This is a genomic window from Sphingomonas sp. Leaf33, from assembly GCF_001421785.1.
Classification (GTDB): Bacteria; Pseudomonadota; Alphaproteobacteria; order Sphingomonadales; family Sphingomonadaceae; genus Sphingomonas.
On sequence record NZ_LMLB01000017.1, the window covers coordinates 224,720 to 241,889 of the forward strand.

Below are 17,170 nucleotides of genomic sequence, written 5' to 3' on the forward strand. Positions count from 1 at the left end.
GTGCCGGGGAGGATTTTTTAGTTCGCGAACTTCAGGTCCGCGATCACGGGGAAATGGTCCGAGGCCCAGACGACCCCTTGGTGGTCGGTCAGCGTTTCCACCCGCGTCGGTGTGAACCCGCGCGTGAAGATCCAGTCGATCCGACGATCGGCCTTGCCGGTGAAGCCGTGGAACGTCTTGTCCGGCCCCGTGCGGCGCCTGCTCGTCGTCCACGCGTCGCTCAGGCGGTCGGCAAGCGCGGCGTGGGTCGCGCTGTCGGGCACGGTGTTGAAGTCGCCGGTCAGCACGGTCGGCAGCTCGGCGCCGGGCAGCGTGTCAAGCTTCGCCAGGATCAGTCTTGCCCCCTTCTCGCGCGCGGCTTCGTCCTCGGCGCGGTAGGGGAAGTGGGTGTTGAGCAGGCGGAAGCGGCGCTTGTCGCGCTGTCGCTCGAAAATGCCCCAGGTGACCATGCGCGGCAGCGGGTGGCCCCAAGTGATCGATCCGAGCACGTCGGGCGTGTCGGACAGCCAGAACTGGCCGCTGTCGATCAATGTCAGCCGGCGCATGTCATAGAGCACGCCCATGTGTTCGTCGGCGTGGCCGCCGCGGCGGTCGATGCCGAACCAGCGGTATCCCGGCAGGCGCTGGGTCAGATCGTCGCCCTGGCGCTGGAACAGCTCCTGCGTGCCGATGACCGCGGGCCGCGTGCGGGCGATGGTGCGTGCGGCGAGGTCGCGGCGGGCTTCCCAGCGATTGGCGCCGTCCGACTCCATCGGCAGGCGGACGTTGAAGGTCATGACCCTCAACGACTGCGCGGTGGCGGGCGCGGCGGCGAGCAGGATGGCAGGCAAGGCGGCGAAGACAGGGGCAGCGCGCATCAGAGGTTCCGGACCAGAGTGACGGCGGCGGCGATCCACGGCGGATCGGTGACGACCTGTTGCCGCGTGCCGGTGCCCAGGGGGAGGAGGTGGAGCTTGTCGCCCTCACGGCCGATCAGCCGGGCGAACAGATAGCGGCCCGCAGGCCGCGGCACCAGCACGTCGCGATTGAGCGCGCGGGTGAAATTTTCGGGCGCCAGGCGGTCGCACCAGATCTCGTCGCCGGTGCGGTAATCGCCGACCGCGCCGGTGACGCGGACGGCGACCATCGTACCCGCCGGGACCGGGGCGGCGACCGTCGCGGGCTTCCTCGGCGCCGTGGCGCCGTCGGGGCCGAGCAGCGCGGCGACGGCGACGTCCGGTCGCTCGGGCAGGGTGACGAGGTCGCTGGCGGTGACGCCGAGCGCGGCGGCGATGCGGTTCAGCCAGCCGACCGAAACGGTACGCGTGCCCGTCTCCAGCCGGCCGATCGTCTGAGCGGTGGTCGGCGGCACGCAGGCGCGCGCGACATCGTCGAGGGTCAGGCCCTTGGCGCGGCGGACTTCGCGAATGGCGGTAATCATTGACAGTCCTTGGTAACCGATCTGGTAAAATCACTTTCCTACAAACAGGTCGTTGTGGCAACCCGCTTTCGAATCGGATGGAGGCGGATATGCGGGAATTGGTCGAGCGGCGTTTTGCGGACGGACGGGTGCAGGCGGGCGGCGCGGTGGCGGGCGGGCGGAGCGTCACCGTCAACCTGCGCGAGTCGCCACTGACGTGGCTCCGCGCCCGCGGGCATGTCGATGCGCGGCAGTTCGAAGCGGGGGAGCGGCTGCGCGGCGATTTCGAGACGGCGTCGCTCGGGCCGCGCGTGACGATGCGATGGGATGCGATGCCCCGGAGTGGCGGTGGTGACGGGCTCGACCCGACGCTTGCGCAGGTGGCGGCCAAGCGACGGTTCGATGCCGCGATGGCTGCGGTCGGGCCTGGGCTGAGCGACGTGCTGTGGCGGGTTGTCTGCGCGCACGAGGGGCTGGCGGCGGCGGAGAAGGGGCTGGGGTGGCCGGCGCGGGCGGGCAAGCTGGTGCTGGGCCTCGCGCTCGACCGGCTGGCGGATCACTATGGGCTGGGCTGAGGCGGCTCGGCTTTGGGGCGGGCGATGACCCGGCCGTAGGTCCAGCCGATGCCGATGAGCGCGAGGCCGAGGCCGAGGAAGCTGAGGATGCGCAGCAGGCCGCCAAGCGCGGCCACGTCGATCAGGAAGACCTTGACGGTGGCGGCGGTCAGCAGCGCGAGCGCGGCGATGCGGGTGGTGCGGTCACCGGTCGCCAGGCCACGCCACAGCCAGACGATGGCCAGGCCGAGGAGCGCGGCGGAATAGAGCCAGGTCTCGCCGCTGCCGAGGCCGCCGGTCAGCAGGGGGCCGTGGGTGATCTGGCGGACGGCGGCAACGGTGGCGACCAGCGTGAGCGCTAGCATCGCGCGGCGCCACGCCATCATGCGGGCAGCGAGGGCGAGGATTGCAGGGAGCAGGACGGCGGTGTTGATGAGCGGCACTGCGCCGACGCTCTGCGGCGCGAGGACCGGGTTCAGCACCAGCAGGTCGAACCAGGCGAACCGGGCGATGGCGAGCGCGAGGAGCACGTCACCGGTGCGATGGAGGGGTGTCCGCAGGCGCAGGCCGACACCGGCTGCGGCGAGCGCCAGGGTGATCGCGGCGCGTTCATGGAAGCCCCACAGCGCGAACCGCTCGGGTGTCGCGATGGCGAGCGGCTGCTTGGCGAGGCTGTAGAGGACCAGCGCGGCGACGACCGCCAGCGCGCCGGCGACCCGCGGGCGGTGGGGCGCGTACACCGCGGGCAGGCGGAACAGCGCGGCGGCGACCGCGACCGGCAGCGCGACCATCGTCACGACATCGTCGAGCGGGGGCAGCAGCGGGTAGGTCAGCTCCTCGCCGATCAAACTCTGCCCGATCAGCAGCGCCCAGGCGGCGAACACGCGCACGGCGAGCAGGAGGGTGGCGGCAAGCAGGATGATCGGCAGCCGCGCGAGATCGCGGTCGCCCGCGCGGGCAACCCACAGACCCGTCGCGGCGAGGACGACCGCGACGGCGCTCGGCGCCCACGCCTCGCCGACCAGGCTCGTCAGGCCGACGCTCGCCAGCAAGGCCGCCAGCACGGTGCCGCCGACAAGGCCGGGGTCGCGGACATCGACCCGGCCGCGGTGCCGCCAGGCGAGCATGGCCGCCGCGCCGGCCAGCAGCAGCTCGACCAGGGTCCAGCCCACATGGACCAGCAGGTCCGGCGCGACGATGTGCGCGGCAAGGACGGGCGCGCCGAGGCCGAGCAGCGCCACCCAGCTCCATGCCGCGGCCCTTCGCGACCACGCCAGGCCGCTCGCCCCGAACAGCGCGGTGGCGAGGATTGCGGCGACCGGCGTCGCGACCCGCTCCGGCGCGGCGAGGCCGGCGGCGACCAGCACCGCCACCAGCGCGGCGGCGGCGATCGCGGCGGGGGCGAGCGTCGGATCGCGGCGCGCGAGGATCACCGCGGCGGCGGCAAGCGTCAGATGGAAGCCCCAGGCGGTCGCGTCGAAATCGAGCGCGGGCGCCAGCACGATCAGCTGGACCAGCCCGACGACCAGCGGCAGCGCGCGCAGCCAGGCGGCGGCGACGCCGGTGCGCGGCAGCGCGAGCGTGCCTGCGATCGAGAGGGCCACCACGAAGGCCGCGACGCCCGCGGTATCGGCGCCCGACAGCAGCACGACGATCAGGTTGGCCCAGGCGAAGCCCGCACCGACGGCCGCGAGCGCCAGCCATGCCCAGCCACGATAGGCGGCGAGCGCGAACAGCGCGGCGATGAAGACGCCGAGATAGCCCAGCAGCGCACCCAGCTGCCCCTCTCCGAACCCGGCGACCAGCGGTGCGGCGAACCCGCCGATCAGCGCCATAATCGCGGTCGGCGGCCCCTGACGCAGCGACAGGCCGAGCGCGAGCGCGGTCACCAGCACGGTCAGCGCAAAGCCCGCGACCGGCCCGACCAGTGCGTATTGAGATACTGCGATGTAGAGCGTGCCGTACGCGCTGGCGATCCCCGCCCCGGTCAGCGCCTGGCCGACACGCGCGTCGTCGCGCACCCCCGGCAGCCGCCCGGCAAGTTCACCGCCCGCGATAAGCAGCACAGAGAAGATCGCGGCCAGCACCACGCGCACCGCGGGCCCGAGCAGCCCGCTCTCGATCGAATAGCGCACGAGGAAGAAACCCGCGACGACCAGCGCCGCGCCGCCGACCCAGATCGGCAGGCGACCGCCGACGACACTCTCGAAGGTCGGGCGTTCGGGGGCGGGGGCCGGCTCGGGCGGCGGCGACCAATAGTCGTCGGCGGGCGGGGGCGGGGGCGCCGGCGACCGCACCGCGATGGCGGCCACGCGGCGTTCGGGTTGCGGCGGCGTGTAGGCGGCAAGATCCGCGGCATAGTCTGCGCGGAGCATTGGCTCGGGCGGCGCGCCGTCTAGCCTCGCACGCAGGTCGGCGATCTCACGCTCCAGCCGCCGCAGCCGCTGCCACCCGGCGCCGAGGGCGACGGCCAGCACGAGGGCGAGGAGGACGGACGCTGCCACGGACGGGAGGGTAGAGCGATGTGGGGGCGGCGTCACGCGCGGAAAGCGGATTACCCCGATCCTCCCCTGCAAGCAGAGGTGGCGCGCGAAGCGCGACGGAGGGCTATCCCGCCGAAGATGGGTCGACACCCCTCCGTCAGGCCTGCGGCCTGCCGCCTCCCCTTGCAGGGAGGATCGGGTCTCCATTGCAGCCGCTTCGGAAACGGTCCAACGGACGCCGACACCCGATCCGACGAGACCCGCCCATGCGCTTCGCCTTCACCAAATGCCACGGCAGCGGCAACGACTTCCCGCTGATCGACGCGCGGGCGATCGCGCTGCGCGATGCCGAGTGGGCGAGCGTCGCGCGCGCGCTGGCGGATCGCGCCGGCCCGGTCGGGGGCGACGGCATCCTGCTGCTGACGAACGGAGCGGGCGACGCCGATTTCGGGATGCGGATGTTCAATTCGGACGGCAGCGAGGCGGAAACGTGCCTGAACGGGCTGCGCTGCACCGCACGCGCAGGCTTCGAGGCGCTGGGGCTGGAGACGGCGCGGGTACGGCTGAAGGTGTCGTGTGCCGACGTCGCCCACGTCGCCGACATCGCACCCGGCGTCTATGGCGTGGAGACGCGCGCCGGGCCGGCGTCGACCGACCCGCAAGCCGTCGGCGTGCGGGTCGCGGCCTCGGCGATCGACGCCGTGATCCCCGGCCTGCCCAGCGCGCGCGCCTTTACCGCGGTCGCCATGCCCAACCCGCATCTGGTGACCTTCGTCGAGCGCGTCGACGAGGCCGAGCTGGTGCGCTTGGGCGAATGGTGCGAGGCGCGGCCCGACCTGCTGGTCGATCGCGCCAACGTGTCGTTCGTGGAACTGCGGGGGACCGACCTGTTTGTCCGGACCCACGAACGCGGCGTCGGGCTGACCGATGCCTGCGGCAGCGCGATGGCGGCATCGACCTTTGCGGCCGGGCTGACCGGCCGCGTGCCGTTCGGGACCTGGACAACGGTGTTCAACCCCGGCGGCCGGGTGCGCGCACGCGCCGAGGCGCCGACAGACGGCGGGATGGTGACGATCCAGGGCAACGCGACGTTCGAATGGGATGGGGAGATCAAGGTCGACCTGGCGAGCGGGATGGCCTCTGGGCTGGTCGTGACGCGGCGGCGGGAGCACGAGGTGGCGGCTTGGGCGCGGGTGGTGGCGGGATAGTCTTTCCGCTGTCGCCCACACCTCCTTCCCTATCTCTCGTCACCCCGGCACGCCGGGGGCCACCGTGCGGCGTCGGAATGGCTGGAGGGTCGAGCGAGTCCGTCGCGGCACAGTGGACTCCGGCCTGCGCCGGGGTGACGGGCATCGTTGGAAGGCGCATCACCTATCGTAGGCCTGACCAGCAGTCCGAAGCCTGAGCAGGTTTCGAACGGGCGTAAACGGTAACGGTGGATCACCAAGCCACATCGCTACTGAGGGCGGTACTCAGTCTTGTCCGCCCACATCACCCGCACGGCGCGCGATCCGGCGTTTTAGCAATTCAAGCCAGTCTTTCATATCTTCGACGCTTTGAAGCGAAAGATTTGAGGGCCATGTGATCCGGATTTCGCCTTCATCAGCATCGAAGGTTTCCGAACGATACCCCTTTGGTGTCGCCGCTCCCACGCTTTTTGCCTCTTCCAAGGGAAGGGTGGGCGGGGCCTTGCCTTCGCCCGCCTCAGGCCGCTCAAGCACTGATACATTCTCCATCTCGATCCCTGTCTCACTACCTTCGACAAAGACCCAAGCGTCATCCATCACCGCACGTACGCGAACCGGCTGTGGCGTGATCAATGTGCCCCCGATTTCAACTTCGACCAGATCACCTACTCGGGCTTTGCCGAGAGCCGCATTCTTGCCGCCCTCTGCGCCCGACATATCTGGCCCCTGCGATTCCGCAGTACCATGACTTTCGTTCGCTCCCTCTTGCTCGATGAAGAGTAACGTGTCCCGATACGCCTTCATGGCTGGGCGTATGGCTGATTGGTTGAAGCCTTGCCAGTGAAGGTACGTCACGATGCCGTCCTCCGGTGGTATCATATCAGGCCAACGAGCACGTAGTTCCTGAAACAGGCTTGGTTCAAATGCTGCCGCAAGTAGGCTTTGACGCCGCTCACTAAGATTGTCGGGGTGAAGAATCGCCCGCGCACGGGTCGTAACCCGCATCTCGCCCTTCCCAGCGCGTTCCACCAAACCATAGCTTGCGAGGGCAGCCAGTGCTTTTGATGCGGGACCGCTAAGACCGGAGTACCCGATTAACTTCGCCGCTACTTCACGATCAACCGGCGATTGCCGATACAATTTTTCGATTTTTGCCACCTGAGAGACTGCTTCACCAAGCGGCGCATTCGGATACGAGGGGCTTCGTACGCTAGGCGGCGGCGGGGATGGAACGTTCATAGTACGCAGTCTCCGGTTGAGTGATTGAGTACTGGAGATTACTCTTTCTCAAAATCAGAAACAAGTCTCTTGACGTGCGCGTTTCGCGCTGACATCAAGATGCCTACCGAGCCGTTAACGGACGGGTGGAAAGGCGGATTAGCCTATGAGGTAGTGACGCGGTAGCGGACACCGGGAAGCCGCAAAGCAAAAGGCCCGACCTAGGGCCGGGCCTTCGGAAGTCCGAACGGTCGCCCGTTGCGAACACTCAGTGTGCAAATTGAGACTCGCACGATTGGCCGTTCGGATCAACCCTCTCGTATATCGAGGAGGGCCTCATGGTCTTCGTCAACGCATATACGCGCGTCCGCTTCGGACAGGTCGAACACGTCTGCTCGCACTGGCGCTCCCGCTAGTCGGTAGCCCAGTCGAGTAACCCGCCGCTTCGGTGGCGTGGTCGGCATCAACACCTTGCACGGGGTCGCTTCGGCGGCCCCATTTTTCGTGGGATAACGCGGCATGACTGACGCCGAACCCACCCAACTCGACAAATTCAAACAGGCCGCGCGCGACCTAGAAGCCGACGACGACCCCAAGCGGTTCGCAGAGAGGCTAGAGAAGCTGGTGAAGCACAAGCCCGTAGCATCCAAAGCGCCGGACTAACCAAATCGGTAAAACTGCTTGACATCGTCACGCTCATCTGGCACATAACAGGCGATTATGTCCTTTACAAACCCACGGTGTTTCGCTAGGTAGGATGCCTAAGCGGAGCACTCACCATGTCGGTTCTTTCTTCCCCCTACTTCCACGGCGAAGCCAAGGCTTTTGAGTATCTGGAGAGTGTGGTTTGGGCTGATGGCGTTAGCTGCCCGCAGTGCGGTGTCGTCGGTGGTCGCGTGTACGATCTGGCGGGTGTGAAGACCAAGGCGTCGGTCAAGAACCCCGAGGGCAAGGTCCGTCACGGCCTAAAGAAGTGCGGCGAATGCCGTAAGCAGTTCACCGTCAAGGTCGGCACCGTGTTCGAACACGCCCGTATGCCGCTCCACAAGATGCTCCAGGCCGTTCACCTGATGGTGTCGAGCAAGAAGGGCATCAGCGCCCACCAGCTTAGCCGCGTCCTAGAGGTGCAGTACAAGTCGGCGTGGTTTCTCGCCCACCGTATCCGTGAGGCTATGCGCTCCGGCGACCTTACCCCGTTCGGCGGCAACGGCACCCCGGTCGAAGTCGACGAAACCTATTTTGGCCAGCGCGTCGGTGTCGAGAAGAAGCGCGGCGGTCACGCTCACAAGATGGCCGTGCTCGCACTGGTCGACCGTGAGACGCGCACCATGCGCACCTTCACCTTCGACAAGTATCGCGCCGACGAAATCCACCCCATCGTTCGCGCCAACATCAGCCGCGAAGCCCGCCTGATGACCGACGAAGCCCGTATGTACAGCAAGATCGGCAAGGAGTTCGCCGAGCACGGCACGACCCTCCACGGCATCCGCCAGTACGTTGATTACAGCGACCGCACCATCCACACGAACACCGTCGAAGGCGCGTTCTCGATCTTCAAGCGGGGCATGAAGGGCGTTTACCAGCACTGCGGCGAGCAGCATCTGCACCGTTATCTGGCGGAGTTTGAGTTTCGCTATAATCACCGTCAGGCGAACGGCGTTGAGGATCGCGCCCGTGCTGTAGCTGCCGTGAAGGGCATCGTTGGCAAGCGTCTAACCTATAAGGGGCCTGACGCAGTCGCGTGAAAGGCGGCAAGTTGAGTCCCGGGTGAGTCGAGCTGAGCGGGTTCAGCTTGTATTCGATTTCTTTAAGGCATAGGTTGGCATTGCGGGGTTGCGCTGTCCAACGACAGAGTGCGCCCCGCTCCGCGATTAAGCGCGAATAATACCCAGTTTCCGAGGGTCCGCAGCAAATGCCCGCTTAAACAGCACGGGCTCTAACCTAAGAAATGATTGATCAAATCCCATAGCTCTGGCCTTGTCTGTTGGGCTTTCGAATCGGAGCAAGCTGAATGCGCAAAAGTCAGCCGCTTGGATAAAAAGGCTACGCCTCGAATCCCGATAAACAATATCTTCAACGACTCTTTCCGCTGGGATGTTTTTCGAGGTCGCACCGCTCTGCCACGCGCCGCGAGCGCTTGGGATGTAATTTATCCTTCGCATTTTGCGAAGCAAGTGATCGTAGTTTTTGCCTTCGTCGGAAATCACTATCGCTTGGTCCTGCCGCGCTTTGACCGTATTTTCGAAGCGCTGAATCAGATATTTGAACAGAGTTTCCTCAGAGGCGCGTGGCCCGAAGGCGTTGAAGATTGCGATATCGGGTATCTTGCAAATCTCGTCCAAAGCAGAGTCGAATAACTTCATGCGTTCGGCACGGCGCACGGTCGTAGGGGCTACGTTGCCGCGCCCGCCTAACCAGTCTGTCGCATGCAGTTCCAGTCGCGTATAGATGCCGTGCGAGGCCTTCATAGCCCGTCGCATCGCTATAAGATGATCAAATGCCTCAAGCCATTTTTCCGAAGGAATCATAAGCGCGGAAAAGCAGATGCTCTTTTCGTCTTTGGAATCGTCCACGTAAACAAGGTGCATTCCGCATGACAGACGGACAAACGCCCCAAAGTCAACTCGACAAGTTCAAACAGGCCGCGCGCGATCTGGAGACGGACGACGACCCGAAGCGGTTCGCGGACAGGCTAGGCAAGCTGGTGAAGCATAAGCCGGTGGAAAAAGAGACTGATTCTTGATCTGTTCACGAGAACGCGGCGGGAACGCCTTGACTCAACCCCACGACTCCAAGGATAACCGCTCTCGGTAGTCACGCCGCCGACTTTCTCTCCGGTTCCTACGTGCGCTCTCTGATGGGCGGCGGAGGGGCACTGGGCCTCCCGGAGACCGGGCTTTGCCCCGGATAAAGAAAGGCGGTCGGCCATGCGAGTATTCGTACGCGCATATCGACGCTGGCGGTTCGGCCGGGAGGAGCATGTCACTGCTCACACCCGGCGCTGGCCTCAGCTATCGTTTGATTTCTAACCTCTAGAAAACTGCGGCGGCGTGGCTACTACCATCGGCCCGACGCGCCGCGAACTGTGCAGAAAACCTGCACGAGCGTCAACGTATAAGAGGCCCGAAAGCCGCGTAAGTAGCCGCTTTTGCCTTTCCTACATGCGCGCTTTCTGCTCCATCCTACGCGATGAAGCCAACGCCTAAACACGTCGCTATCGAGTATTGGATGCTGACGGTGATCGTCGGCGGGTCGCTGGTGTATGGAATCGCTTGCGGGGTGAGGTCGCTGTTTTAATCGCGGCTTTCGCAAGCGGGACACAGCGCGAAGCCGTCCGTTACCATGCCATCACGTCCGATGAACGGATTCTTGCAGTGCGAGCACTCGGTGTCAGGCTCTTCGCGGACTGGCTGCGAACCCCATGGGTGAAGAACCGGAAACGGGTTGGCGGGGCGCTTTTTATCCATGACCAAGGCTAACCGGCTGAGGATAAACCACTCGTTAAAACAGTGGGTTTGTTAAAGACATAAACGCCACATAACAGGAACGCTGAGGAATTGCGGGTCGGGGGCGGCGGGGCCTTTGACACGCAAAGCGAACGGGCTGGCGCGGCTTTATCGAAGCTGCGGCCAGCCCGTTCGCGTTTGGGGGTGGGCATGGCTGAAGAGATTCGTTGCAGCAACACGGGGAAGCGACAGGTTCGGGCGGTGAATGTCGACAGCTGGACGCCGGAAAAGCGTGCGGCGTTCCTCGATCGCCTGGCGGCGTGGTGCAACGTCAAGCGGGCGTGCGCCGACGTCGAGCTGACGCCCGAGGGCGCCTATGCACTGCGTCGTCGCGACGCGGGCTTTGCGGCGGACTGGCGCGCGGCGATGCTGACCGGTTACGACCGGTTGGAGGCCGCGGTGCTGGAAGATGCGCTGAAGCCGCTCGAGCCGGTCGAACATAGCGAGCTGCCGGAAGAGCCGTTCGATCGCGAGCAGGCGATGCGGCTGCTGAAGATGTATTATGATCGGCTGCACCGACCCGAACGGGTGGGACGCGGTGGAGCGACGGTGAAACGTGCGACGCCGGAAGAAACCGATGCGGCGATCCTGAAGCAGCTCGAGGCCCTCCGCCGCCGCGCCGCGGTAAAGCCGGCGTGACGGATGCGGTCGATCCGCTCACGCAGCTCATCGGCAAGACTCCGGAGGAACAAGCCTGGATACTCGCGCGGATGCGGATGCCCGAGAAACGCGAGCTGACGGAACGTTGGTATGAACGTCATGCGCTCGAGAGCCAGAAATGGCCCGGGGGCGACTGGCGCATCTGGCTGATCCTGGCCGGGCGGGGCTTCGGCAAGACGCGCGCCGGGTCGGAATGGCTGAGCAAGATGGCCCGCGAGATGCCGAAAGGGCGGTTTGCGCTGGTTGGCGGAACGGCCGAGGACGTGCGGCGTGTGATGATCGAGGGCGCGGCCGGGCTGCTGGCGGTCGCGCGGGACGATGAACCGATCGTCTGGCACAAGCATGCCGGCGAAGTCGCGTTCGCATCCGGCGCCAGGGCGTTCGTCTATTCCGCCGCGGCGCCCGAAAGCCTGCGCGGGCCCGAGCATCATCTGGCGTGGTGCGACGAACTCGCGAAATGGCGGCACGGGACGGCCAAGGACACGTGGGACAATCTGCAGATGGGGCTGCGGCTGGGCGACACGCCGCGCGTGCTGGTGACGACGACGCCGAAGCCGGGGCTGCTGCTGGCGGCGATCGAGCGGGAGGCGGACGCATCGCAGAGCGTCACGCGGGGCAAGACGCGCGACAACCCGCATCTGCCGGCGAGCTTCGTCGCGGCGATGCTGGCCGAATATGGCGGCACGCGGCTGGGGCGGCAGGAGCTGGACGGCGAACTGATCGACACGGTCGAGGGGGCGTTGTGGTCACGGGGGCGGCTGGAGGCGTGCCGGGTGAAGCGGCGGCGTGTCCGGGTCGCGCGCGTCGTCGTCGGGGTTGATCCGCCGGCGGGGTCGCAGGGCGATGCCTGCGGGATCGTCGCGGTGGCGCTGGGTGCGGACGGGATCGGCTATGTCCTGGAGGATGCGAGTGTCGCCGGCGCGTCGCCCGAGGGCTGGGCGCGCGCGGTCGCCGGCTGTGCCCTGCGGCACAAGGCCGACCGGGTGGTCGCCGAGAAGAACCAGGGCGGCGACATGGTGAAGAGCGTGCTGCTGGCCGCCGACATGCGCTTGCCGCTGAAGCTGGTCCACGCCAGCCGGGGAAAGGTGGCGCGCGCCGAGCCGGTCGCATTGCTCTACGACCGTGGGCGGATGCGACACGTCGGCCCTTTCCCGGCGCTGGAGGACGAACTGTGCGGGCTGCTGGCCGGCGGCGCGTACGAGGGGCCGGGACGCTCGCCCGACCGCGCCGATGCGCTGGTGTGGGCGGTGACGGAGCTGATGCTCGGGCGGTCGGGGAAGGTCGCGGTGCGGGGGTTGTAGCCCCCGTGCTCCCGCGAAGGCGGGAGCCTAGGGCCGTGGAGTACAATTGGCGGTGATCTGCCGAACTTTGGGCTCCCGCCTTCGCGGGAGCACGGGCGGGATTTGCAAAGGATCGGACCATGAAATTGTTCGGAAGGAAATCCGGGCGCGAGCAGTCGCGTCCGGCGTTGGCGCGGGGGCACGCTGCCGGAGCGATCGGCGAGTGGCCAACCAGCTACGAGGCGCAGGTGCGCGCGGGCTATGCGGCGAATCCGGTGGCGCAGCGTGCGGTGCGGCTGGTGGCGGAGAGTGTCGGGTGGGCGCCGATCACCGCGCCCGGGTCCGCACTGGCTGCCTTGGTCGCGGCGCGGTCGGGTGGGCAGGGTTTGCTGGAGACGGTGGCGGCGCAGCTGCTGCTGCACGGCAACGCCTATGTCCAGCTGATCGGCGACGGGCGGGGCGGAGTGGGGGAGCTCTATGCGCTGCGGCCCGAGCGCGTGGGAATCGAGGCGGATGCGAACGGGTGGCCGGTGGCGTTCCGCTACCGCGTCGGGGAACGCGCGATGCGGTTGCCGGTCGAGGAGGTGGTGCACCTGAAGGCGTTCCACCCGCTCGACGACCATTATGGCCTGGGCTGCCTGGGCGCGGCGGCAGGCGCGGTGGCGATCCACAATGCGGCGACGCGGTGGAACAAGGCGCTGCTCGACAATGCCGCGCGGCCGAGCGGCGCGCTGGTCTATGATCCCGGCGACGGATCGGCGCTGTCGGGCGAACAGTTCGAGCGGTTGCGTGCCGAGATGGAGGCGGGTTTCGCCGGCGCGGGCAATGCCGGGCGGCCGATGCTGCTGGAGGGCGGGCTCACGTGGCAGGCGATGAGCCTGTCGCCGGCCGACATGGACTTCGTCGGGCTGAAAGCCGCGGCGGCGCGCGAGATCGCGCTCGCCTTCGGGGTGCCGCCGATGCTGCTCGGGCTGCCGGGCGATGCGACCTACGCCAATTACCGCGAGGCGAACCGGGCGCTGTGGCGCCTCGCGGTACTGCCGCTGGCGGGCGCGATCCTGAGCGGATTGGCGCAGGGGTTGCGGCCGTGGTTCGCGGGCGCCGCCCTCTTGGTGGATGTCGACAAGGTGCCGGCGCTGGCGGAGGACCGCGGCGCGTTGTGGGCGTCGGTGGCCGGAGCGGACTTCCTGAGTGTCGAGGAGAAGCGCGCGATGCTGGGGATCGGGGCATGAGTGCCGCATCGGACGAGCTGCGCGCGATCGTCGAGGAGGCGGTCGAGCTGGGGACGCACCGGGCGCTGGCGCGGCTGGGGCTGGCCGATGATGCGGCGCACGGCGACCTGGCGGAACTGCGCGAGCTGCTGCGCGCGTGGCGCGATGCCAAGCGGTCGGCGCTGCGCGCGGCGATGGGCTGGGTGGTGCGGATGGCGCTGGCGCTGGTGCTGGTCGGGATCGCTGTGAAGACGGGGTTCGGCGCATGGCTGCGGTAGGCTTTGCCGGGTACGCTGCGGTGTTCGACGCGCCGGATCGCGGCGGCGATGTGATCCGGCGGGGGGCGTTCGCCGGGGCGGCGGCAGTGCCTTTGCTGTGGCAGCATCGCGGGCGGCCGGTCGGGTCGGCGCAAGTCGCGGAGGACGCGCGGGGGCTGCGTGTCATCGGGTCGATCGACGATGCCGAGCTCGGCGCGCTGGTCGCGGCCGGTGCGGTCGACGGGCTGTCGATCGGGTATCGCACGCTGGAGGCGCGGCATGGGGTGCGGCGCGAACTCCGGCGCGTGGCGCTGGTCGAAGTCAGCCTGGTCGCGCAGCCGATGCAGCCGCTGGCGCGGGTGCACGCCATCGCCGGCTGACGGGATTTTTGGGACAGTTTTCGTGGGCGTCGGACCGGTCGGTGCGGCGCCCTTTTTCGTGGGAGACGGGCATGAGTGATATGGATCTGGCGGCGAGCTTCGCCGCGGTGGAAGGGTTGGGCGTCGCGGGCACGCGGCCGATGTTGAGCGGGGGGGCGGCGCCCAGCGGGGGCTTTGCGGGCTTCGTGCGGTCGGGCAGCGTCGTCGAGATGAAGGCGCTGAGCGGCACCAGCGATGCTGCTGGCGGCTATGCGGTGCCGCGCGAGATCGATGCGGCGATCGATGCGACCCTGGCGAGCATCTCGCCGATCCGCGGTATCGCCAACGTCGTGAAGGTGGGCAGCGCCGGCTATCGCAAGCTGGTGACCAGCGGCGGCACGCCGTCGGGCTGGTCGGGCGAGACGGGCGGACGGCCGGAGACCGCGACCCCGACCTTCAACGAGATCGCGCCGCCGATGGGCGAGCTCTATGCCAATCCGGCGGCGAGCCAGGCGATGCTCGACGATGCGAACTTCGACGTCGAGGACTGGCTGGCGGGCGAGATCGCGACCGAATTCGCGCGTGCCGAAGGCGCGGCGTTCGTCGGCGGCAATGGCACCAACCGGCCGAAAGGGTTCCTGAGCGGCGCAGTCGCGGCGACCGGCGATGCCGCGCGCGCTTTCGGGACGCTGCAATATCTGCCGACCGGTGCGGCGGGGGCATTCGCGGCGAACCCGGACGAGAAGCTGATCGACCTGGTCCAGAGCTTGCGCGCGCCGTACCGGCAGGGCGCGAGCTTTGTCATGAATTCGGCGACGCTCGCGCGCATCCGCAAGTTCAAGACGAGCGACGGACAGTTCCTGTGGACGCCGAGCCTGGCGGCGGGGCAGCCGGCGACGTTGCTCGGATACCCGGTGGTCGAGGCCGAGGACATGCCCGACATCGCCGCCGGCAGCCTGTCGGTCGCGTTCGGCAATTTCCACGCGGGCTATCTGATCGCCGAGCGGACCGAAACGCAGATCCTGCGCGACCCGTACAGCAACAAGCCGTTCGTGCATTTCTACGCGACCAAGCGCGTGGGCGGTGCCGTCAGCAACAGCGAGGCGATCAAGCTGCTGCGCTTCTCGGCCAGCTGACGCGTGCGGCGGGGGCGGCGCGACCGTCCCCGCCGTCGCTTTCGACAGACAAGGGAGGGGATGATGACGCTGGATGAGGCAAAGGCGTATCTGCGCCTGGAGACGGCGCAGGACGACGCGCTGATTGCCGGGCTGGTCGCGAGTGCGCGGTCGCTGTGCGAGGCGTTCCTGGGCCAGCGGCTGATCCGCGGCGAGGTGACCGAGACGGTCGCGGCCGATGGAGCCTGGCACCGGCTGGGGGCGGCGCCGGTCGTTGCGATAACGTCGGTCGCGGGGGCGGGCGTCCTGCCGGTCACGGCCTATGCGGTCGATATCGATCCGGCGGGCGAGGGCTGGGTGCGATCGGGCGTCGGCGGCACCGTGCGTGTCACCTACCGCGCGGGAATCGCCGAGGATGACGGCGGCGTGCCGGCGGCGGTCGCGCACGGGGTCGTGCGGCTGGCCGCGCACTTGTACCTCGATCGTGGCGAGGTCGGTCCTCCGCCCACCACGGTTGCGGCGCTGTGGCGGCCATTCCGGCGGCTGCGCCTGGCGCCCGAGGGACGGGCATGATCGCCAACTGGGCCGAGCAGGCCGCAGCGCGCTGGCGGACCCGCATCGTCGACGCCCTGGCGCGCGTGCCCGGTGTACGCGCGGAGGAGACTGCCGATGGCGTCGAGGTCACCGGGCGGCGGCTGCGCGCGCGGTGGCTGGCCGATCCGCGGCTGCGCAATCTGCGGGGCGAATTGTGAGCGGGGCGACGGTGGCGGCCCGCACGGCGCTCGCGCCCCTGCTGCGCGCCAACCCGGTGCTGGCGGCGACGCTGAACGGCGTGTTCGAGGGACCGGCGGTGCGCGCGTCGCCGCCCTTTGCCGAGATCGGCGAGGCGGTGGCGGGCGACTGGGGGACCAAGGACCGCGCAGGCCGCGAGCTGCGGCTGGCGGTGATCCTGCGCGACGCGGCCGAGACGAGCGCGCGCGTCGGGCGGCTGGCCGCGGCGGTCGAGGCGGCGGTGCCACTGCTGCCGCGGGACCTGGCCGGGTGGCGCGTGGCGAGCGTCGCCTTCCTGCGCAGCCGCATCGCCGGCGACGGGCCGGGGCGCTGGGTCGCTGCGGTCGAATTCCGCGTGCGGATGCTGGCGACGGACTGAATTTCATGAGGCGAGGAGAGACGGACATGGCGGCGGAAAAGGGCAGCGCGTTCCTGCTGAAGGTCGGCGACGGGGCGAACCCGCCCGCCTTCGCGACGGTGGCGGGGCTGCGCACGACACAGCTGAGCATCAACGGCGACATGGTGGTGACGACCAGCAAGGATTCGGGCGGCTGGCGCGACCTGCTGTCGGGGGCGGGCGTGCGATCGGTCAGCGTGGCCGGGGCGGGCGTCTTCACCGGCAGTACGGCGGAGACACGGCTGAAGGCGTCGGCGCTGTCGGGGCGCATCGACGATTACCGGCTCACGTTCGAGAGCGGCGAGACGATGACCGGGCGCTTCCTGGTCACGCGGCTGGACTATGCCGGCGATTTCAACGGGGAGCGGACCTATACGCTCGCGCTCGAAAGCTCGGGCGTGGTGGTGGCGGCATGATGCCCGCCAATCCTGCACGCGGCGAAGCGTCGTTGCGCGTGGCCGGCGAGACGCTGACGTTGCGGCCGAGCTTTGCCGCGCTGGTCGCGGCCGAGGGCGAGCTGGGGCCGCTGTTCGCGCTGGTCGAGCGCGCGGCGGAGGGGCGACTGGCGCTCACCGAGATGGTCGCGCTGTTCTGGCACTGCCTGCGCGAGCGACCCGAGGCGTTGACGCGCGACGCGTTCGGGGAAGCGGTGGTCGCCGGCGGGCTGGCGATCGCGACGCCGGCGCTGCGCGAGGTTCTGCGGCAAGTGCTGGCGGGGCGGTGAGGACTGCACCGATCCTCCCCGGCACGGGGAGGGGGACCAGCGAAGGTGG

General features: G+C 68.2%; 21 protein-coding genes. 16 read left to right on the forward strand and 5 right to left on the reverse strand.

All coding sequences use genetic code 11. The annotated features are described in order from the left end of the window. Window positions 1–17: 17 nt before the first annotated feature. Window positions 18–857 carry an endonuclease/exonuclease/phosphatase family protein gene (locus ASE86_RS14250; protein ID WP_056428343.1) on the reverse strand — a complete coding sequence of 280 codons (840 nt, stop codon included), beginning with the start codon at window positions 855–857 and terminating at the stop codon, window positions 18–20. Beyond that, window positions 857–1,420, reverse strand: a complete 564-nt coding sequence (locus tag ASE86_RS14255) for a helix-turn-helix domain-containing protein (RefSeq protein WP_056428347.1) — start codon at window positions 1,418–1,420, stop codon at window positions 857–859. The genes ASE86_RS14250 and ASE86_RS14255 overlap by 1 nt, the downstream gene beginning before the upstream one ends. An 89-nt stretch (window positions 1,421–1,509) precedes the next feature. Here ASE86_RS14255 and ASE86_RS14260 point away from each other — a divergent pair, with 89 nt between their 5' ends. Beyond that, the gene (locus ASE86_RS14260; RefSeq protein WP_056429056.1) at window positions 1,510–1,974 is read left to right on the forward strand and encodes a DUF6456 domain-containing protein; all 465 of its coding nucleotides are present in this window, start codon (window positions 1,510–1,512) and stop codon (window positions 1,972–1,974) included. On the opposite strand, the gene ASE86_RS14265 is transcribed toward ASE86_RS14260, so the two are convergent. Further along, window positions 1,959–4,457, reverse strand: a complete 2,499-nt coding sequence (locus ASE86_RS14265; RefSeq protein ID WP_056428350.1) for a DUF2339 domain-containing protein — start codon at window positions 4,455–4,457, stop codon at window positions 1,959–1,961. The genes ASE86_RS14260 and ASE86_RS14265 overlap by 16 nt on opposite strands. A 245-nt stretch (window positions 4,458–4,702) precedes the next feature. On the opposite strand from ASE86_RS14265, the gene dapF reads away from it, so the two are divergent. Beyond that, window positions 4,703–5,644 (forward strand): diaminopimelate epimerase, encoded by a 942-nt coding sequence (gene dapF, locus ASE86_RS14270; protein WP_056428352.1) that lies wholly within the window; start codon window positions 4,703–4,705, stop codon window positions 5,642–5,644. Window positions 5,645–5,908: 264 nt separating this feature from the next. On the opposite strand, the gene ASE86_RS16100 is transcribed toward dapF, so the two are convergent. Beyond that, entirely contained in the window at window positions 5,909–6,781 is an 873-nt protein-coding gene (locus ASE86_RS16100) for a hypothetical protein (RefSeq protein ID WP_156347193.1), read from the reverse strand. A 579-nt stretch (window positions 6,782–7,360) separates the two neighbouring features. Between ASE86_RS16100 and ASE86_RS16335 the strand changes: the two genes are divergently transcribed. Further along, window positions 7,361–7,504 (forward strand): hypothetical protein, encoded by a 144-nt coding sequence (locus tag ASE86_RS16335; protein WP_200911560.1) that lies wholly within the window; start codon window positions 7,361–7,363, stop codon window positions 7,502–7,504. A gap of 116 nt (window positions 7,505–7,620) precedes the next feature. Next, window positions 7,621–8,586, forward strand: a complete 966-nt coding sequence (locus ASE86_RS14275) for an IS1595 family transposase (RefSeq protein WP_056428357.1) — start codon at window positions 7,621–7,623, stop codon at window positions 8,584–8,586. 126 nt (window positions 8,587–8,712) lie between these two features. Here ASE86_RS14275 and ASE86_RS14280 read toward each other — a convergent pair whose 3' ends face one another. Continuing rightward, the gene (locus ASE86_RS14280; RefSeq protein ID WP_162233344.1) at window positions 8,713–9,414 is read right to left on the reverse strand and encodes a DUF3800 domain-containing protein; all 702 of its coding nucleotides are present in this window, start codon (window positions 9,412–9,414) and stop codon (window positions 8,713–8,715) included. 20 nt (window positions 9,415–9,434) lie between these two features. On the opposite strand from ASE86_RS14280, the gene ASE86_RS16340 reads away from it, so the two are divergent. From ASE86_RS16340 to ASE86_RS14335, 12 genes are all read left to right on the forward strand, one after another. Beyond that, a complete protein-coding gene (locus ASE86_RS16340) occupies window positions 9,435–9,584 on the forward strand; it encodes a hypothetical protein (protein ID WP_200911561.1) in 150 nt (49 codons plus the stop codon). A gap of 913 nt (window positions 9,585–10,497) precedes the next feature. Beyond that, complete coding sequence (locus ASE86_RS14285; RefSeq protein WP_156347194.1) at window positions 10,498–10,986, forward strand: hypothetical protein; 489 nt, start codon at window positions 10,498–10,500, stop codon at window positions 10,984–10,986. Continuing rightward, complete coding sequence (locus tag ASE86_RS14290) at window positions 10,983–12,308, forward strand: DNA-packaging protein (RefSeq protein ID WP_056428367.1); 1,326 nt, start codon at window positions 10,983–10,985, stop codon at window positions 12,306–12,308. The genes ASE86_RS14285 and ASE86_RS14290 overlap by 4 nt, the downstream gene beginning before the upstream one ends. Before the next feature lie 119 nt (window positions 12,309–12,427). Beyond that, the gene (locus ASE86_RS14295) at window positions 12,428–13,519 is read left to right on the forward strand and encodes a phage portal protein (protein WP_056428370.1); all 1,092 of its coding nucleotides are present in this window, start codon (window positions 12,428–12,430) and stop codon (window positions 13,517–13,519) included. Then, window positions 13,516–13,776: a DUF6127 family protein gene (locus tag ASE86_RS14300; protein WP_056428372.1), complete on the forward strand. Its 261-nt coding sequence runs from the start codon at window positions 13,516–13,518 to the stop codon at window positions 13,774–13,776. Before ASE86_RS14295 ends, ASE86_RS14300 begins: the two co-directional genes overlap by 4 nt. Further along, window positions 13,764–14,135, forward strand: coding sequence for an HK97 family phage prohead protease (locus ASE86_RS14305; RefSeq protein ID WP_056428376.1), 372 nt, complete (start codon window positions 13,764–13,766; stop codon window positions 14,133–14,135). The genes ASE86_RS14300 and ASE86_RS14305 overlap by 13 nt, the downstream gene beginning before the upstream one ends. Window positions 14,136–14,215: 80 nt before the next feature. Next, the gene (locus ASE86_RS14310; protein WP_414881297.1) at window positions 14,216–15,250 is read left to right on the forward strand and encodes a phage major capsid protein; all 1,035 of its coding nucleotides are present in this window, start codon (window positions 14,216–14,218) and stop codon (window positions 15,248–15,250) included. A gap of 60 nt (window positions 15,251–15,310) precedes the next feature. After that, window positions 15,311–15,802, forward strand: coding sequence for a head-tail connector protein (locus tag ASE86_RS14315; protein WP_082441947.1), 492 nt, complete (start codon window positions 15,311–15,313; stop codon window positions 15,800–15,802). Further along, window positions 15,799–15,981 carry a hypothetical protein gene (locus tag ASE86_RS14320; RefSeq protein WP_056428383.1) on the forward strand — a complete coding sequence of 61 codons (183 nt, stop codon included), beginning with the start codon at window positions 15,799–15,801 and terminating at the stop codon, window positions 15,979–15,981. Before ASE86_RS14315 ends, ASE86_RS14320 begins: the two co-directional genes overlap by 4 nt. 11 nt (window positions 15,982–15,992) lie before the next feature. Then, the gene (gene gp17 / locus ASE86_RS14325) at window positions 15,993–16,379 is read left to right on the forward strand and encodes a tail completion protein gp17 (RefSeq protein WP_056428386.1); all 387 of its coding nucleotides are present in this window, start codon (window positions 15,993–15,995) and stop codon (window positions 16,377–16,379) included. Between the two features lie 26 nt (window positions 16,380–16,405). Next, a complete protein-coding gene (locus tag ASE86_RS14330; RefSeq protein ID WP_056428389.1) occupies window positions 16,406–16,813 on the forward strand; it encodes a phage major tail protein, TP901-1 family in 408 nt (135 codons plus the stop codon). Further along, entirely contained in the window at window positions 16,813–17,121 is a 309-nt protein-coding gene (locus ASE86_RS14335) for a gene transfer agent family protein (protein WP_056429062.1), read from the forward strand. Before ASE86_RS14330 ends, ASE86_RS14335 begins: the two co-directional genes overlap by 1 nt. The last annotated feature ends 49 nt before the right edge of the window (window positions 17,122–17,170 follow it).

What these genes read in the sequence shown, in the direction of transcription:
- ASE86_RS14250 (WP_056428343.1), bottom strand. Translation starts at nt 857, where the DNA reads ATGCGCGCTGCCCCTGTCTTCGCCGCCTTGCCTGCCATCCTGCTCGCC.
- ASE86_RS14255 (WP_056428347.1), bottom strand. Translation starts at nt 1,420, where the DNA reads ATGATTACCGCCATTCGCGAAGTCCGCCGCGCCAAGGGCCTGACCCTC.
- ASE86_RS14260 (WP_056429056.1), top strand. Translation starts at nt 1,510, where the DNA reads ATGCGGGAATTGGTCGAGCGGCGTTTTGCGGACGGACGGGTGCAGGCG.
- dapF (WP_056428352.1), top strand. Translation starts at nt 4,703, where the DNA reads ATGCGCTTCGCCTTCACCAAATGCCACGGCAGCGGCAACGACTTCCCG.
- ASE86_RS16335 (WP_200911560.1), top strand. Translation starts at nt 7,361, where the DNA reads ATGACTGACGCCGAACCCACCCAACTCGACAAATTCAAACAGGCCGCG.
- ASE86_RS14275 (WP_056428357.1), top strand. Translation starts at nt 7,621, where the DNA reads ATGTCGGTTCTTTCTTCCCCCTACTTCCACGGCGAAGCCAAGGCTTTT.
- ASE86_RS16340 (WP_200911561.1), top strand. Translation starts at nt 9,435, where the DNA reads ATGACAGACGGACAAACGCCCCAAAGTCAACTCGACAAGTTCAAACAG.
- ASE86_RS14285 (WP_156347194.1), top strand. Translation starts at nt 10,498, where the DNA reads ATGGCTGAAGAGATTCGTTGCAGCAACACGGGGAAGCGACAGGTTCGG.
- ASE86_RS14295 (WP_056428370.1), top strand. Translation starts at nt 12,428, where the DNA reads ATGAAATTGTTCGGAAGGAAATCCGGGCGCGAGCAGTCGCGTCCGGCG.
- ASE86_RS14300 (WP_056428372.1), top strand. Translation starts at nt 13,516, where the DNA reads ATGAGTGCCGCATCGGACGAGCTGCGCGCGATCGTCGAGGAGGCGGTC.
- ASE86_RS14305 (WP_056428376.1), top strand. Translation starts at nt 13,764, where the DNA reads ATGGCTGCGGTAGGCTTTGCCGGGTACGCTGCGGTGTTCGACGCGCCG.
- ASE86_RS14310 (WP_414881297.1), top strand. Translation starts at nt 14,216, where the DNA reads ATGGATCTGGCGGCGAGCTTCGCCGCGGTGGAAGGGTTGGGCGTCGCG.
- ASE86_RS14315 (WP_082441947.1), top strand. Translation starts at nt 15,311, where the DNA reads ATGATGACGCTGGATGAGGCAAAGGCGTATCTGCGCCTGGAGACGGCG.
- ASE86_RS14320 (WP_056428383.1), top strand. Translation starts at nt 15,799, where the DNA reads ATGATCGCCAACTGGGCCGAGCAGGCCGCAGCGCGCTGGCGGACCCGC.
- ASE86_RS14330 (WP_056428389.1), top strand. Translation starts at nt 16,406, where the DNA reads ATGGCGGCGGAAAAGGGCAGCGCGTTCCTGCTGAAGGTCGGCGACGGG.
- ASE86_RS14335 (WP_056429062.1), top strand. Translation starts at nt 16,813, where the DNA reads ATGCCCGCCAATCCTGCACGCGGCGAAGCGTCGTTGCGCGTGGCCGGC.